The 15250-nt window shown below is 72.1% G+C and carries 16 protein-coding genes; 3 read left to right on the forward strand and 13 right to left on the reverse strand.

The features are described 5' to 3' along the window. Positions 1-152 precede the first annotated feature (152 nt). The 6 genes from AB0C01_RS30950 to AB0C01_RS30975 are packed head-to-tail and all read right to left on the reverse strand — an operon-like array spanning position 153 to position 6819. The gene (locus AB0C01_RS30950; RefSeq protein WP_357572827.1) at positions 153-1490 is read right to left on the reverse strand and encodes a glutamate mutase L; all 1338 of its coding nucleotides are present in this window, start codon (positions 1488-1490) and stop codon (positions 153-155) included. Continuing rightward, positions 1487-1879 (reverse strand): hotdog domain-containing protein, encoded by a 393-nt coding sequence (locus tag AB0C01_RS30955; RefSeq protein ID WP_357249508.1) that lies wholly within the window; start codon positions 1877-1879, stop codon positions 1487-1489. Before AB0C01_RS30955 ends, AB0C01_RS30950 begins: the two co-directional genes overlap by 4 nt. Then, complete coding sequence (locus tag AB0C01_RS30960) at positions 1876-2646, reverse strand: OAM dimerization domain-containing protein (protein WP_357572828.1); 771 nt, start codon at positions 2644-2646, stop codon at positions 1876-1878. Before AB0C01_RS30960 ends, AB0C01_RS30955 begins: the two co-directional genes overlap by 4 nt. Next, on the reverse strand, positions 2643-4202 hold the full coding sequence (locus tag AB0C01_RS30965) for a lysine 5,6-aminomutase subunit alpha (protein WP_357572829.1): 1560 nt from the start codon (positions 4200-4202) through the stop codon (positions 2643-2645). The genes AB0C01_RS30960 and AB0C01_RS30965 overlap by 4 nt, the downstream gene beginning before the upstream one ends. Beyond that, positions 4199-5764, reverse strand: a complete 1566-nt coding sequence (locus AB0C01_RS30970) for an amidohydrolase (RefSeq protein ID WP_357572830.1) — start codon at positions 5762-5764, stop codon at positions 4199-4201. Before AB0C01_RS30970 ends, AB0C01_RS30965 begins: the two co-directional genes overlap by 4 nt. A gap of 5 nt (positions 5765-5769) precedes the next feature. After that, positions 5770-6819, reverse strand: a complete 1050-nt coding sequence (locus AB0C01_RS30975) for a zinc-binding alcohol dehydrogenase (RefSeq protein WP_357249690.1) — start codon at positions 6817-6819, stop codon at positions 5770-5772. A 154-nt stretch (positions 6820-6973) separates the two neighbouring features. Here AB0C01_RS30975 and AB0C01_RS30980 point away from each other — a divergent pair, with 154 nt between their 5' ends. Then, entirely contained in the window at positions 6974-8380 is a 1407-nt protein-coding gene (locus tag AB0C01_RS30980) for a lysine 2,3-aminomutase (RefSeq protein ID WP_357249520.1), read from the forward strand. A 6-nt stretch (positions 8381-8386) separates the two neighbouring features. Here the strand turns inward: AB0C01_RS30980 and AB0C01_RS30985 are convergent, their stop codons facing one another. Continuing rightward, a complete protein-coding gene (locus tag AB0C01_RS30985; protein WP_357572847.1) occupies positions 8387-8896 on the reverse strand; it encodes a helix-turn-helix domain-containing protein in 510 nt (169 codons plus the stop codon). A gap of 151 nt (positions 8897-9047) precedes the next feature. On the opposite strand from AB0C01_RS30985, the gene AB0C01_RS30990 reads away from it, so the two are divergent. Next, a complete protein-coding gene (locus AB0C01_RS30990; protein WP_357572831.1) occupies positions 9048-9992 on the forward strand; it encodes an NADP-dependent oxidoreductase in 945 nt (314 codons plus the stop codon). Between the two features lie 3 nt (positions 9993-9995). Here AB0C01_RS30990 and AB0C01_RS30995 read toward each other — a convergent pair whose 3' ends face one another. The 3 genes from AB0C01_RS30995 to AB0C01_RS31005 form a co-directional block, all read right to left on the reverse strand. Continuing rightward, positions 9996-10859, reverse strand: coding sequence for a polysaccharide deacetylase family protein (locus AB0C01_RS30995; RefSeq protein ID WP_357572832.1), 864 nt, complete (start codon positions 10857-10859; stop codon positions 9996-9998). 63 nt (positions 10860-10922) lie between these two features. After that, a complete protein-coding gene (locus AB0C01_RS31000; RefSeq protein WP_357249529.1) occupies positions 10923-11258 on the reverse strand; it encodes a YnfA family protein in 336 nt (111 codons plus the stop codon). A 74-nt stretch (positions 11259-11332) separates the two neighbouring features. Then, a complete protein-coding gene (locus tag AB0C01_RS31005; protein WP_124856785.1) occupies positions 11333-11527 on the reverse strand; it encodes a CsbD family protein in 195 nt (64 codons plus the stop codon). A gap of 156 nt (positions 11528-11683) precedes the next feature. On the opposite strand from AB0C01_RS31005, the gene AB0C01_RS31010 reads away from it, so the two are divergent. After that, on the forward strand, positions 11684-12295 hold the full coding sequence (locus AB0C01_RS31010) for a histidine phosphatase family protein (RefSeq protein ID WP_357249533.1): 612 nt from the start codon (positions 11684-11686) through the stop codon (positions 12293-12295). On the opposite strand, the gene AB0C01_RS31015 is transcribed toward AB0C01_RS31010, so the two are convergent. The 3 genes from AB0C01_RS31015 to AB0C01_RS31025 form a co-directional block, all read right to left on the reverse strand. Continuing rightward, positions 12225-12731, reverse strand: coding sequence for an Lrp/AsnC family transcriptional regulator (locus tag AB0C01_RS31015; RefSeq protein WP_357249536.1), 507 nt, complete (start codon positions 12729-12731; stop codon positions 12225-12227). The two genes, AB0C01_RS31010 and AB0C01_RS31015, sit on opposite strands and share 71 nt — an antisense overlap. Positions 12732-12840: 109 nt before the next feature. Continuing rightward, on the reverse strand, positions 12841-13983 hold the full coding sequence (locus AB0C01_RS31020) for an acyl-CoA dehydrogenase family protein (protein WP_357249539.1): 1143 nt from the start codon (positions 13981-13983) through the stop codon (positions 12841-12843). Further along, positions 13980-15089, reverse strand: a complete 1110-nt coding sequence (locus AB0C01_RS31025) for a Xaa-Pro peptidase family protein (protein ID WP_357249542.1) — start codon at positions 15087-15089, stop codon at positions 13980-13982. Before AB0C01_RS31025 ends, AB0C01_RS31020 begins: the two co-directional genes overlap by 4 nt. Positions 15090-15250 lie beyond the last annotated feature (161 nt).

Genomic DNA, 15250 nt, shown 5'->3' on the forward strand with positions numbered 1-15250 from the left:
AAATGTCGCTCGGCCAGCGGACGAGAGGACGAAGCGAACAACAGCCGCTTCCCGTGGTAGGACTCAAAGACGGTACGTGCCGACCCCCGTCGGTTGTCAACCCACCCCCGGCCTGTCGTGTGTTGCGACACGGCGTGTCGGGTCGGCGAGTCTCAATGCGTGCGTAGATGGTGGCGCAACAGCGCCCCCGCCGCCGCCCGGTGCTCCTCGGCGAGCAACCCCCCGGCGGCCAGCACGTACTCGGTGTCGACGACCGCGGCGGCGGCGCGCGGCAACGCCCACCCGCCGGCGTGGTCGGCCAGCACCGCCGCCAACACCTGCGCGGACGTGTCCGCCGAGGCGTGCCGCAGCACCCCACCGGAACCCACCAGCAACCGCACGTCGCGCAGGTCCCGCCCGGCCCGTTCACCGGTGGCGGCGCCGCGGGCGTGGCGGCGCAACGCCACCGTCGCCGCGAGGGTGGCGATCCGCCGGTCCACGGCCCGCTCGATGTCGTCGACAGCCAGAAACGCCGGGTCCGCGGCCCGACCCGCCGCGGCGGCGCTCAGGTCGTCGGCCTCGTCCGGGGTGAGCAGCCGCTCCTCGACGGCGGCCCGCACCACCCCGGGCGCACTCCACCGCATGCCCAGGTCACCCTCCACGGTACGGGCCCGCCACAGGTTCCCGGCGACCTGCCGCGCCGGCCCGCTGGCCCGCTCGTCGGGGGTGAGCACCGAGTACACGTCGGTGGTGGCACCACCCACGTCGACCACGGCGAGGTCACCGCCGAGGGTGTCGGCGAGCACCTCCACACCGGTGAGCACCGCGTCCGGGGTGGCCGCGCGCACCAGGCGCGCGAACCGGGTGCCCCTCGACAGTCGTTTGCCCCCGATGACGTGGCGTAGGAACACCGCGCGGATCGCCGCCCGCGCCGACGCCGGGGCGAGCACCCCGATGCGGGGCAGGACGTTCTCCGCGCCGGTCACCGGCACCCCGGCGGCCTCCAGCAACCCGGTCAGCTCGGCGCGCACGTCGGCGTTGCCCGCGTACACCACCGGGACCCGCCACCGGGCGCGGGCCAGGCGGGTCGCGTTGTGGGTGACCGTCTCGGCGTCACCGCCGTCGGTGCCACCGACGAGCAGCACCACGTCCGGGCGGGCCGCCCGCATCGCCGCCAGGTCCACCGCGCCGAGCCGACCGGCCGCCACGTGCACCACGTGCGCGCCGGCGGACAACCCGACCCGCCGGCCCGCCTGCGCGGTGACCAGCGGCTCGTAGCCGACCACGGCCAGCCGCAGCCCACCACCGGCCGACGAGCACACGTACCACGGCGCGTCGCGCACCCCCAGTCCGGCGGTGGCCGCCGCGACCGCGGCGTCCAGGCCGTGCAGCACGTCGGTGCCCACCGTGGTCGGCGCCGCCGCCGCGCCGACCAGCACACCGGCGGCCAGGTCCACCACCGCCACCTTCGTGTACGTGGAACCGACGTCCGCGCAGACCGCCAGGGTCACGAGTCGGCGGGAACGACCACGGTGCCGGTCGCGGTGACCGCCACGATCGGCGGGTCGAGGACCTCGGCGGCGGACGCCGAGCGCTCCGGTCGGCCCCGGCACACCACCGCACAGCTCAACTCCAGGGTGCGGCTGCGGGTGCCCACCCGCGACACCTGGGCGGTGACCTCGATGACGTCACCGGCATGGATGGGCGCGTGGAAGCGCACGTCGGCGTAGCCGGCGAACAGGCCCTCGTCGCCGTCGGTGCGGATACACACCTCCGTGGCGACGTCGCCGAACAACCCGAGGGCGTACGCCCCGTCGACGAGGTTGCCGGCGTAGTGGGCGTGCGAGTACGGCACATACCGCCGGTGCGTCACCGTCAACCCGAGCCGTGCGTCGGTCATGCGTTCACCTTCCGTTGCGTGATCAGGGCGTGCACGAGGTAACTGGCCACCTCGCCGGGCGTGGTGCCCCGACCGAAGATCCGGTCCACGCCCAACTCGTCGGTCATCGACTCGTCGAACCGGGGACCACCGACGATCAACAGGGGCCGCCGGCCCGCCGGCATCGCCTCCCGGAACGCCGCCGACATCTCCCGGGTGTTGTGCAGGTGCGCATCGCGTTGCGTGACGACCTGCGACACGAGCACCGCGTCGGCCTTCTCCACCCTCGCTGCCTCCACCAACTCCGGCACACTGACCTGCGCGCCCAGGTTGGTGACCTTCAACTCCCGGTAGTACTCCAGGCCCTTCTCCCCCGCGATGCCCTTGACGTTGAGGATCGCGTCGATGCCCACGGTGTGCGCGTCGGTGCCGATGCACGCCCCGACGACGGACAGCTTGCGCCGCAACCGCTGCTTGACCACCGTGTTGACCTCCTTCGCCGACAGCAGCGCGAAGTCCCGTTCCACCACCTGCACCGCGTTCAGGTCGACCAGGTGGTTGACCCGCCCGTAGACCACGAAGAACGTGAACCCGTCACCCATCGGCTTGGCGTGCACCACCATCGCCGGGTCGATGCCCATCTTGTTGGCCAGCTGCACCGCCGCGCCCTCGGCCCGCTTGTCGTGGGCCACCGGCAGGGTGAACGACACCTGCACCATCCCGTCACCGGTGGTGTCCCCGTACGGGCGCACGATCTGCTTGCCGGTTCGCTCGCTGCGCTCGCTCACGCCGCCACCTCCAGGATGTCGGTGGCCGGATTGCAGTAGTCCGCCTCGTGCGCGGCCACTCCCGACAGGCCCTTGCCCCGGTCCGCGGGCCGCTTCATGATCCCGAAGGTGCCCTCGGCGATGGCCGTGAGCAACGTCTGCTCCCCGATGCGCTCCAGCAGGTCCAGCGCCTCACCGAGAACCTGGTTGGCGCGGCGGCGGATGAACCCATCCGGCGCCGGCACGAAGTCCTCGTGCAGCCCACCGGCGGCGCCCAGCACGTACCGCACGTTCTGCAACGCGATGTCCCGATCCGACAACCACGGTGTCACCACCGCCTCGGTCATCATCCCCACCAGCAGGATGCCCTGACCGGTCAGCGCGCCCGCCAGGTTGAAGAACCCGTCGAGCAGGTTGCCCCGGAACACGTCACCGGTCATGTGCTTCGTCGGCGGCATCCACTTCAACGGCGCGTCCGGGAACAACTCCCGGGCCAGCAGGGCGTGCGCCAACTCCAGGCGGAACGACTCCGGCACCTCCGGGTTGATCTCGAACGCGTGCCCCAACCCCAACTGCCAGTCCGCCAACCCCGCCTCGTGCGCGAAGAACTCGTTGAGCAGCTGCGACACCGTCACCGTGTGCGCCTCGTCGACCGCGTCGGCGGTGGTCAGGTAGTTGTCCTCACCGGTGTTGATGATGATCCCGGCGCGGGCGTGCACCTGCCGGGAGAACCGCTGGTCGACGAACGTGCGCACCGGGTTGATGTCGCGGAACAGGATCCCGTACATCGAGTCGTTCAACATCATGTCGAGGCGTTCCAGCCCGGCCAGGGTCGCCATCTCCGGCATGCACAACCCCGACGCGTAGTTGGTCAACCGCACGTAGCGGCCCACCTCCCTCGACGACTCGTCCAACGCCGCCCGCATCAGCCGGAAGTTCTCCTGCGTGGCGTACGTGCCGGCGAACCCCTCCCGGGTCGCACCCTCGGGCACGTAGTCCAGCAACGACTGGCCGGTGGAGCGGATCACCGCGATCACGTCCGCGCCCGCCCGCGCGGCGGCCTGCGCCTGCGGGATGTCCTCGTAGATGTCCCCGGTGGCCACGATCAGGTAGATCCACGGCCGCTGCTTCGGGTCACCGTGGCGCTTGATCAGCCGGTCCCGCTCGGCGCGCCGCCGGTCGATGCGCCGAATGCCCGCGCCGACGGCCCTGCGCGCCGCCGACCGGGCGGCCGTGGCGGCCCGCCCGGTAGGCAGGTCGAACCGCACCGACCCGGCGGCGGCCTTCTGCGCCAGCAACGTCACGTCGGTGCCGCCCTCGCGGGCCAGGGCGTCGAACACCGGCACCGCGACCCCGTGACCCAACCCGACGTCCGCGGCGACCGCGTCGACGAGCCGGTTCACCCACGGAATCCCGTCCGGGTCCGCACCGGTCACCCCGGCCAACCGCAGCACCGCCCGCTCCACCGACACGGTGGTGTGGCTGCGGGCCAGGTCCACCACCGGCTGCCCGGCCCGACGCGCCAACTCCCGCGCCCGCGCCACCAGCACCGGATCAAGATCAAGCTTCCCGGTCATGATGACCCTTCCTCGTAGATGACCTCACCGCGCAGCACCAGCCGCCGGCACACCGGCAACGGCGTCGGGTCGTCCGGACCCCGCGCCTCCGGATCCTCGGCCAGCAACACCGGCAGTCCCCGCTGCACCCCCGCCGGCGTCGACCACACCGCGAACGTCGCCGGCGCGCCCAACGCGAGGACCCCCTCGGCGTCCAGGTGCACCGCCCGCCACCCACCACGGGTGTGCGCGGCGAACGCCGAACGCACACTCATCCGCTGCGTCGGGTTGTGGTGCGCTGCCGCCGCCCGCACCGACCCCCACGGATCCAACGGCGTCACCGGCGAATCCGACCCGAACGCCAACGCCACACCCACCGAGTGCATCGCGCCCATCGGGTTCGACTCCAACGACCGGTCCAACCCCAACCGTGACTCGTACATCCGGCCCGCGCCGCCCCACAACCTGTCGAACGCCGGCTGCATGCTCGCCACCACCCCGAACTCCACGAACCGCGCGATCAACCGCTTGTTCATGATCTCCGCGTGCTCGATGCGGTGCCGGGCCGCGCGCAGCCGCTCCACACCCAACGTCGTCGCCGCCGCCGCGAACCCGTCCAGCACCGTGCCGATCGCCGCGTCACCGATCGCGTGGAACCCACCCTGCACACCGTGCGCCGCGCAGTCCAACAGGTGATCGCGCACCTGCTGGGTCGTCAGGTACCCGTGCCCGCACCCGGCGCCGTCGCCGTACTCCTGGGACAGATGCGCCGTCCGCGAGCCCAACGCGCCATCGGCGAACAGGTCACCACCGGCGCCCACCGCACCCAACTCCCGGGCCCGCGCCGCGCCACCCAACTCACCCCAGTACCCGTACACCTCCGGCAACCCCGCACCCGAGATGCCCAGCAGGCCGGTGAAGTCCTCCTCGTCGGAGATCTCCGGCCCACCACACTCGTGCACCGCCGCGATCCCCAACGACGCCGCGTGCGACAGGGCCACCCGCTGCGCGGCGACCCGCTGCGCCCGACTCACCGACCCCTGCGCCGCCGCCCGCACCACGTGGTGCGCGTCGCGACGCAACCAGCCCGACGCGTCGTAACCGACCGCCCCGACCACCTCCGGGCACGCCGCCAGCATCGCCGACGACACCAACGCCGAATGCAGCGACGCCTGCGACAGATACACCCGCCGTCCACCAGCCGCCCGGTCCACCGCCGCCGCGTCCGGCAACGTCGCATCCGACCAGCCCGACTCGTCCCAGCCGTGCCCCAGCACCACCGCGTCCGCCGGCAGACCCGCCGCGAACCCGGCCACCGCGTCCAGCAACTGCCCCGCCGACCGCACCCCGGCCACATCCAGCCCGGCCAACGCCAACCCGGTGTCCGTGGCGTGCACGTGCGCGTCGACGAACGCCGGCGTCACCAGCGCCCCACCCAGATCCACCACCCGGTCGGCCGGCGGCGCGTCACCGTCGGTCCCCAACCAGGTGATCCGCCCACCGGACACCAGCAGCGCGGTGGCGCTCGGGTCGGCGGGGCAGTGCAGCACACCGCCGCGGTACAACGTCGAGGGGTTCGTCATGACTCTCAGTCTGCCGCGATCCGCGCCGCGAAAAGCTGACGCACGCCCGGCTCGGCCCGCAACAGGCCCAGCGCCAACTCCGCGTGCCCCGGCACGTACCCGTTGCCCACCAGCATCGTCACGTCCGCCGCCAACCCCTCGGCGCCCAACGCCGCCGCGGAGAAGCTCGTCGCCATCGAGAAAAAGATCACCGTGCCGCCGTCCGCGGTGGCCAACACCGCCCCGTGCTCACACCCCGGCACGTCCACGCACACCACCGTGACGTCCGCCGGCGCCCCCAGGGCCGTGGTCACCGCCGTGGACAACCCCACCGGGTCCCGCGCGTCGGCCAACGCCACCACCGACGCCAGGCCGGCAGCCGTCAGCGCGTCGCGCTCCGCCGCCACCGGCACCACCCCGACGGTACGCGCGGCACCGGCCCGCCGCGCCGCGGCGAGCGACAGCGACCCACTCTTGCCCGCCCCGCCGATCACCGCGACCCGCACCGGCGTCGGGTCACCGAGGCGACCGCGCTCCTCGACGTAGCGCGACACCACCCGGGCGGTCAGCGCGGGCGCCCCGCACACGTCCAGCACCGCCAGGGACAACTGCGGATCCTCGTCGTCGGGCAGCACCGCGGCGATGGACCGCGCGAACAGGATCGCCCACCCGTCACAGGGCACCTGCTCGCTGCGCCCGTCCCAGCGGGCCAACCCGTCGGTGATCACCAGGGGCGTCAGCGTCAACGACACCAGGGTCGCGACCCGCTCCCCCGCCCTGAGCCCGAGCGGGGAACGCCGGCCGGCCTCCTCGACCGTGCCGATCAGCATGCCGCCGGACCCGGTCACCGGGTTCTGCATCTTCCCCCGGGTGGAGATGATCTCCAACACCTCGGCGCGGACCGCGGCGCCGTCCCCACCGTGCTTCTCCGACAACTGCCGGAAGCTCGCCGCGTCCAGGTTGAGCCGCTGCACCCGGATCCGCACCTCGTTCGGCCCGATCGCCGCCGACGCGTCCAGGCGCCACGCCGCCTGCGGCAGCACCCCCGCCGGTTGCACGACACGGTGCAAGCCCACCGGTGACGTCACGCCAACCTCCCCCAGCCGCCGCCCGAAGCCCCCCGGTCAAGGCTCGCGTAACGGGAAAACTTACGGCAGACTAGTTTCTGCACCGAATATTTTCCAGTAGCCTTCGGGCCTTGCTGATCAGCCGTAACACCGAGGAGGGGCCGTGACCCAGACCCAACCGGTTGAGACCATCCCTCAACCCCGTCACGCCCCGGTCGCCGTACCGACCGCCGGGCAGCCCTACGAATACCACCGCCGCCCCCTGGTCGAACCGGACTGGACCCGCTTCCCCGGCTGGCGCCACATCACCCGCGACCAGTGGGAATCCGCCCAGTGGCAACGCGTCAACTGCGTCAAGAACACCAAGCAGCTCCGCGCCGTCCTCGGCGACCTCGTCGACGACACCTTCTACGCCGACCTCGAGGCCGACCAGCAGGCCATGGCCACCATGTCCATGCTGGTGCCACCCCAAATGATCAACACGATGGTGCCGTTCGCGACCCCCACCACCGAGGCGCTGCTCGCCGACCCCATCCGCCGCTACATGATCCCGGTCGCCTCCGACCGACGCACCGACTGGCCCTCACACCCCTACGCCAGCCGCGACAGCCTCCACGAGCACGACATGTGGGTCGCCGAAGGCCTCACCCACCGCTACCCCACCAAGGTCCTCGCCGAACTGCTCTCCACCTGCCCCCAGTACTGCGGGCACTGCACCCGCATGGACCTCGTCGGCAACTCCACCCCCGCCGTCGACAAACTCAAGCTCACCCTCAAGCCCGTCGACCGCTACGACGCCCACATCGCCTACCTCAAGGCCCACCCCGGCGTCCGCGACGTGGTCGTCTCCGGCGGCGACGTCGCCAACGTCCCCTGGCGCAACCTCGAGTCGTACCTCATGCGCCTGCTGGAACTGGAAACGGTCCGCGACATCCGGCTCGCCACCAAAGCCCTCATGGGCCTCCCCCAGCACTGGCTGCAACCCGACGTCGTCGAAGGCCTGGAACGCGTCGCCCGCACCGCCGCCCGCCGCGGCGTCAACCTCGCCATCCACACCCACGTCAACCACGCCCAGTCGCTCACCCCACTGGTCGCCAGGGCCGCCCAGACCGCCCTCGACGTCGGCGTCCGCGACGTCCGCAACCAGGGCGTCCTCATGCGCGGCGTCAACGCCACCACCCCGGAACTGCTCGACCTCTGCTTCGCCCTCCAGGGCGAAGCCGGGATCCTGCCGTACTACTTCTACATGTGCGACATGATCCCCAACGCCGAACACTGGCGGGTTCCGGTCTGGCACGCCCAGCAACTCCAGCACGACATCATGGGCTACCTCCCCGGCTACGCCACCCCCCGCATCGTCTGCGACGTGCCCTTCGTCGGCAAACGCTGGGTGCACATGCTCACCGACTACGACCGCGAGCGCGGCATCTCCTACTGGACCAAGAACTACCGCACCTCCATCGAATCCGCCGACCTGGAGGCGCTCAACAAGCGCTACGCCTACTACGACCCGATCGACACCCTCCCGGCCGACGGCCAGCAGTGGTGGACCGCCCACCGCGACGACTGACGACCGTCAGGCACGGATACCGGCGACGACGAGGTCCGCCACCAGACCGATCACCCGGACGCTCGTCGTCGCCGGCAACCGCCGAAGCGACGCGATGGCCAGCAGCCCGGCCCGGACCTCGTCCGCGCCGACGCCGTCGCGCAGCACACCCGCGGCCCGCGCCCGCACCACCAGCACGTTCAACGCCTGCGCGTGCTCCCGCCGCTCCCGCTGAAACGCCGCACCCAACTCACCCGGCCCCAACAGCACCTCGTTGAGCTCCCGGTCATGGATCTGCCGCTCAGCGAACTCGCGCACCACGCCGGACAACGCCCGCCACGGGTCCGGGTCGTCGAGCGCCCGGCGCATCCGCACACCGCAGTCGTCCACCCGCTCGGCCAGGACCGCCGCCACCAACTCCGTACGCGTCGGGAAGTGCCGGTACAGGGTCGCCACACCAACCCCCGCCCGTCGCGCCACCTCCCGCATGGGCACCTCGAGCCCCGCCGACGCGAACGCCTCCCGAGCCGCCGCCATCACCCGATCACGGTTGAACCGGGCATCAGCACGCCGTATCTGAGACATCCCCGATTCGCCCCACTCTCACTTGACCCCACAGCGGAACAGCTGCTCCGTTTCCGGCCTACGGTACGACTACCACCATGTCAACCAGGCAGAGGAGCCCCTGATGTTCGCCGTGCAGTACAACCAGTTCGGCGGTCCCGACGTACTCCACCTCGGCACCACCGACGCGCCACAACCGCGGGCCGACCAGATCCGCATCCGTGTCCACGCCGCCGGGGTCTCCCCCGTCGACGTCGGCCTCCGCTCCGGCCGCACCCCGATGAGCGCCCAGCTACCGTTGCCACACATCCCCGGCGTCGACGCGGCCGGAATCGTCGACGAGATCGGCGACGACGTCGACGGCGTGACAGTCGGCGACCACGTCTTCGGCATCGTCGAACTGGCCCGGCTCGGCGGCGCCAGTGCACAGTTCGCGGTACTCCAGCTCTGGGCGCACAAGCCCACCGCCATGCCGTGGGCCCAGGCGGGCGCCGCGGGCACCAGCATCGAGACCGCCACCCGGGCCCTCGACCTGCTGGACCTGCGGCCCGGCATGACGCTCCTCCTCGACGGCGCCGCCGGCGGTGTCGGCAGCATCGCCGTCCAACTCGCCGCCGCCCGTGGCGTCCACGTCATCGGCACCGCCCGCGCCGAGAACCACGATTTCCTCCGCCAGCTCGGGGCGACACCGGTCACCTACGGCCCCGACCTCACCAACCGCCTCGACGCCCTGGGAGTGACCCGGATCGACCGCGCCCTCGACGTCGCCGGCGCCGGGTCCCTGAGCGAACTGCTCCGCCTCACCGACGACCCCACAGCAGTGGTCACCCTCGCCGACTTCACCGCCCCCACGTACGGCATCCGCCTGTCCATGGGCCAACTGGCCGGTGAGCCCGACGGCCGGCACGGTCTCGGCGCCGTCGCCGAACTGTTCGCCGAGGACCGGTTCAGGGTGCCGATCGAGGCGACCTTCCCCCTGGAGAAGGCGGCCGACGCACACCAGACGGCCGAGCGCGGATCCCGCCGCGGCAAGATCGTCCTGACCGTCGACGACGTACCGGAAAGCTGAGCCTCAGCCCTTCGCCAGCACCTCGGACAACGGCGCCGGCACCAGCCCGCGCTCCCGCAGCCCGGCCAGGATGTGCGGCAACGCCTCATCGGTCATCGCCGCGTTCGCCTCGGTCACATGCATGATCACGACCGACCCGGGGCGGACGTGGTCCAGGACCGCCCGCACCAGCGGCTTCCACGCGGTCGCGAACGGATCGCCGCTGACCACGTCCCCGTCGACGACAGTCACACCCAGCGGCGCCAGGGCATCCAGGGTCGCCGCGTCGTGGCACAACCCCGGAAAACGGAAGTACCGGGTCTGCCGACCCCCGTACGGCTTGATCACCTCGAACGTCTTCGCCACGTCGGCGGCCAACTTGTCCACCGGCAGCGAGGGCAGGTCGTAGCAGTCAGCGGTGAACGCCGCGTGCCCGTAGGTGTGGTTGGCCAACTCGAAGCGCGGATTGCCGGCGATCCGCCGCGCCACATCCGGATACCGCTGCACCCACTTGCCGGTCAGGAAGAACGTCGCCGGCACCTCTTCCCGCTCCAGCAGGTCGAGGATGCGCAGGTTCGCGTACGACTTCACGCGGCCGGCCCGCAGGCTGGCCAGCATGCCGTCGGTCATGTCCGCGTCGAAGGTCAACGCGACCTTGGCGCCGGTACGCGGGCCGTGATCCACCACCGGTGCCCGGGTCCCCACCCGCGTCGCACCCGGGACAGCCGGTGCGGCGGCGCTGGCCGACGGGGCCGCAGTGGTGGCGGACGAGCCGACGAAGGCCGGGCGCTCCGTCGGGGGCACCCGGGACGCCGAGCACGCGGCGCTGCCGAGGACAGCCGCCGCCACCAGTACGCCCCACCGGAAGCGAAGCCGAGGTCGATTCACGCCGCCGATCATCGCAGAAGCGAAGAACGCTCACCGTCCCCGAAGCGCAGGGCGGCAAGGGTCTCAGGTACCGCGGGGGGCGTACATGATGACCGCCACGCCGAGCAGGCACAGCGCCGCACCGGCCAGGTCCCACCGGTCCGGACGGAAACCGTCGACCACCATCGCCCAGCCCAACGAGCCGGCCACGAACACCCCGCCGTACGCGGCCAGAATCCGGCCGAAGTTCGCGTCCGGCTGGAACGTGGCGACGAAGCCGTAACAGCCCAGCGCCACCACGCCGGCGGCGATCCACCACAGCCCACGCTGCTCCCGCCAGCCCTGCCAGACCAGCCAGGCGCCGCCGATCTCGGCCACCGCGGCCAGCGCGAACAACACCAGGGAACGCAGCACGGTCACCGGCCGACACTAACCGCAGCACGCGACAGGTCCCCGGGCGGTCATGCCGCCCGGGGACCCGTGGACCGCTCAGGTCACTTCGTGAAGGAGTCCTTCATGTTGCGACCGGCGTCCTTGACGTTCTGACCGGCCTGCTTGGCGCGCGCGTCGCTCTCCTGGCTGGCGCCCTCGCCACGCATCCGCTCGTTGTCGGTCATGTCGCCGACGCGCTCACGTGCTGCGCCGGCCATCTGCTCGACCTTGTTCTTGGCCTTCTCGGTGAAGCTCATCGCGCCTCCTCGGTCTGGCGGTTGTCCTCGTTCGCTTGCCCGGTCTCCGGGTGCCGAAACCGGTGGTGCCGGTCGGCACACCCGCTCAGGCATCCTAGGAAGATAGGTTGAGGGAGGGTCGCCTGCCGGCAACGGCCGCGATGGTTAACTGGCCGTATGGGAGAGCTCCTGCTGATCCGGCACGGCGAGACCACCTGGAGCGCCAGCCTCCGGCACACCTCGTACACCGACCTCGAGCTGACCCCCGACGGCGAGCGGCAGGCCCGCACCCTCGCCGCGTTCCTCGCCGGCCGGCGGTTCGCGACAGTGCTGGCCAGCCCCCGCGCCCGGGCGCTGCGCACCGCGCAGCTGGCCGGGCTCACCGTCGACGGGGTCGACGAGGACCTCAGCGAGTGGAACTACGGCGAGTACGAGGGCCGCACCACCGTCGACATCCACGCCGACGACCCGCACTGGAACATCTGGACCGACGGCTGCCCCGGCGGAGAGTCACCCGCGCAGGTGGGCGAACGGCTCGACCGGGTGCTGGCCCGGGTCACCCCACTGCTCGACCGTGGCACCGTCGCGCTTGTCGGCCACGCGCACAGCCTGCGCGTGCTCGGCGCTCGCTGGATCGGCCTGCCCCCGTCCGCCGGCGGACGACTGCGCCTGGAAACCGCCACGGTCAGCGCGCTCGGTCACGAGCACGGCCGGCAGGTCATCCTGCGGTGGAACCAGCCGGCTCCTCCGGCGCCCGGGACCGCGACCGACTCGATACCGCAGCGGTGACCTTCGGCGGCCGGTTCTCGTACGGGGTGGACAGCACCACGGTCGTCCGGGTCGTCACGTTGGCCGAGGTGCGGATCTCCTGCAGCAACCGCTCCAGGTCGGTGGGGCTGGCCACCCGCACCAACAACATGTAGAAGTCCTCCCCCGCCACGGAGTAGCAGGAGTCGATCTCGGGCAGGTGCGCGAGACGCTCCGGCGCGTCGTCCGGCTGCGACGGGTCGAACGGGCGGATCGCCACGAACGCCGTCAGGGGCAGGTCCAGCGCCTCGAACGACACCCGCGCGGCGTACCCCTTGATCACCTCACGCTGCTCCAGCCGGCGCACCCGCTGGTGCACGGCGGACACCGACAGCCCCACCTTCTCGGCCAGGTCGGTGTACGACAGTCGGCCGTCGGCGGTCAGCGCGGCGACGATAGCGCGGTCGATCTCCTCCACGGCGTGCAACCTACCGGGAAAACCGCCGCACGGCGACGCAGCGCCCTACGCGGCACCCGAGCGGCGGGCCGCGGCGGCTTCGCCGCGGCCCCACCAGCACAGGCCGACCTCAGCCCTGGGCGAGGGCCCGGGAGATCACCAGGCGCTGGATCTGGTTGGTGCCCTCCACGATCTGCAACACCTTGGCCTCACGCATGTACCGCTCCACCGGGTGATCGGCCACGTAGCCTGCGCCGCCGAGCACCTGCACCGCGTCGGTGGTCACCCGCATCGCCATGTCGGTGGCGAAGAGCTTCGCCTTGGCCGCCTCGATCGCGTACGGGCGGCCGGCGTCGCGCAGCCGGGCCGCGGCGAGGGTCAACGCGCGGGCGGCGGAGATCTGGGTGGCCGCGTCGGCGAGGAGGAACCCGAGGCCCTGGAAGTCGATGATGGAGCGGCCGAACTGCTGCCGCTCCCGGGCGTAGGACACCGCGTAGTCCAGCGCCGCCTGGGCCAGCCCCACCGCGCAGGCGGCGATGCCCAGGCGACCGGAGTCGAGCGCGGACATGGCGATGGTGAAGCCGGCGCCCTCGCCGCCGATCAGCCGGTCCGCCGGCACCCGCGCCTCGTCGAAGACGATCTGCGCCACCGGCGAGGCGCGCAGTCCCATCGTCCGCTCGGCGGCCTGTGGCTGAATGCCGGCCGTGCCCGCGTCGGCGAGCAGGCAGGAGATCCCCTTCGGCCCGGGTCCCCCGGTGCGGCAGAAGATGTTGTAGAAGTCGGCCGTCCCCGCGTGGGTGATCCACGCCTTGGTGCCGGACACCAGGTACGCGTCCCCGTCGCGAACCGCCCGGGTGCTCAACGCGGCCGCGTCCGAGCCGCCCTGCGGCTCGGAGAGGCAGTACGCGCCCAGCAGCTCGCCGCCGATCATGTCCGGCAGCAGTTTGCGCTGTTCGTCGGTGCCGAACGCGAACACCGGGTAACAGGACAGGGTGTGCACGCTGACCGCCTCGGCGACCGCGAGCCAGCGGCTGGCCAGGATCTCCAGCACCTGCAGGTAGACCTCGTAGGGCTGGGCCGCGCCGCCGTACTCCTCGGGGTAGGGCAGGCCGAGCAGGCCGGCGCGGCCCAGGGTCCGGAGTACGCCGCGGGGGAATTCGGCGCGCTCCTCGAAGGCGGTGGCGTTCGGCGCGAGCTCGCGGTCGGCGAGCTCGGTGGCGAGACCCAGCAGGTCGTGGGCCTCGTCGGTGGGGAGGATCCGGTCGACAGTCATAGCGCGATGAGCTCCGTGGGGGTGGTGTTGAGCCGTTGCACGCCGTCTGTGGTGCAGACGACGATGTCCTCGATGCGGGCGCCGTGCCGGCCCGCCAGGTAGACGCCCGGCTCGATGGAGAACGCCATCCCCGCCTCGATCGGGCGGTCGTTGCCCGCCACCAGGTAGGGCTCCTCGTGACCGTCCAGACCGATGCCGTGGCCGGTGCGGTGCAGGAACGCGCGGCCGTAGCCGGCGGCGGCGATCGGGTCCCGGGCCGCGGCGTCGGCGGCCGTCGCGGTGATCCCAGGCCGCACCGCGGCGACGGCGGCGCGCTGGGCGTCGTGCAGCACCGCGTAGTAGTCCAGGAAGTCCGCCGGCGCCGGCCCGCCCACCACGTAGGTGCGGGTGCAGTCCGAGCGGTATCCCGAGGCCATCGTGCCGCCGATGTCGACCACCACGGGCTCTCCGACGCCGATCGGCCGGTCCGAGGTGCCGTGGTGTGGGCTGGCGCCGTTCGGCCCGGCCGCCACGATGACGAAGTCGACCCGGACGTGTCCGGCGGCCCGGATCGCCGCGGCGATGTCCGTGGCGACCTCGGCCTCGGTGCGCCCCGGGCGCAGCCACTGCCCCATCCGCAGGTGCACCTCGTCGATCGCCGCGCCGGCCTCGGCGAGCGCGGCCACCTCCGCCGGGGACTTGCGCACGCGCAGCTCGCCCAGCACCTCGCCGGCGAGGCGTTGCGCGGCACCGGGCAGGGCGGCCCGCAGCGCGAGGACCTGCTCGGCCCACATCCGGTCGGCCAGCCCCACCGCCGCCGGCGGGCCGTCGAGGGCGGCGACGACAAGCGGGTACGGGTCGGTGCCGTCGAGGTGGTCGACGATGCGGACGCCGGTGGCCGGTGCCGCCTCGGCCGCCGGGCGTTCCAGCGTGGGCACGATGAGGGTCGGCTCGCCCTGGGCGGGCAGCACCAGGCAGGTCAGTCGCTCCCCCGCGTGGGCGTCGTAGCCGGTCAGGTACCGCAGGTCGGAACCGGGGGTGAGCAGCAGGGCGTCCAGCCCCGCAGCGGCGGTGGCGCGCTGCGCGGCGATCAGCCGGTCCGGCGGGTACAGCTCGTCGAGTCCCACGCCATCAGCTTAACGGTCGTTTGGGTAAACCCCCATATCGGCACCAGTGTCGGGGAATTCACAGATGTTGATTGACGCGGACAGTTAACACTCTTTAAGATTTGGCTGCCTCGAGGCCCACCCGTTCCTGCGTCCCGCACCGCCCGTCCGCGACAACCCGC

This window comes from Micromonospora sp. NPDC048905 (genome assembly GCF_040649655.1).
Lineage (GTDB): Bacteria > Actinomycetota > Actinomycetes > Mycobacteriales > Micromonosporaceae > Micromonospora.

Bases quoted from the DNA above. Each gene is read 5' to 3' on its own strand.
- AB0C01_RS31010 (WP_357249533.1), top strand. From the start codon at position 11,684: ATGGGAGAGCTCCTGCTGATCCGGCACGGCGAGACCACCTGGAGCGCC.
- AB0C01_RS30955 (WP_357249508.1), bottom strand. From the start codon at position 1,879: ATGACCGACGCACGGCTCGGGTTGACGGTGACGCACCGGCGGTATGTG.
- AB0C01_RS31020 (WP_357249539.1), bottom strand. From the start codon at position 13,983: ATGACTGTCGACCGGATCCTCCCCACCGACGAGGCCCACGACCTGCTG.
- AB0C01_RS30970 (WP_357572830.1), bottom strand. From the start codon at position 5,764: ATGACGAACCCCTCGACGTTGTACCGCGGCGGTGTGCTGCACTGCCCC.
- AB0C01_RS30990 (WP_357572831.1), top strand. From the start codon at position 9,048: ATGTTCGCCGTGCAGTACAACCAGTTCGGCGGTCCCGACGTACTCCAC.
- AB0C01_RS31005 (WP_124856785.1), bottom strand. From the start codon at position 11,527: ATGAGCTTCACCGAGAAGGCCAAGAACAAGGTCGAGCAGATGGCCGGC.
- AB0C01_RS30985 (WP_357572847.1), bottom strand. From the start codon at position 8,896: ATGGCGGCGGCTCGGGAGGCGTTCGCGTCGGCGGGGCTCGAGGTGCCC.
- AB0C01_RS30965 (WP_357572829.1), bottom strand. From the start codon at position 4,202: ATGACCGGGAAGCTTGATCTTGATCCGGTGCTGGTGGCGCGGGCGCGG.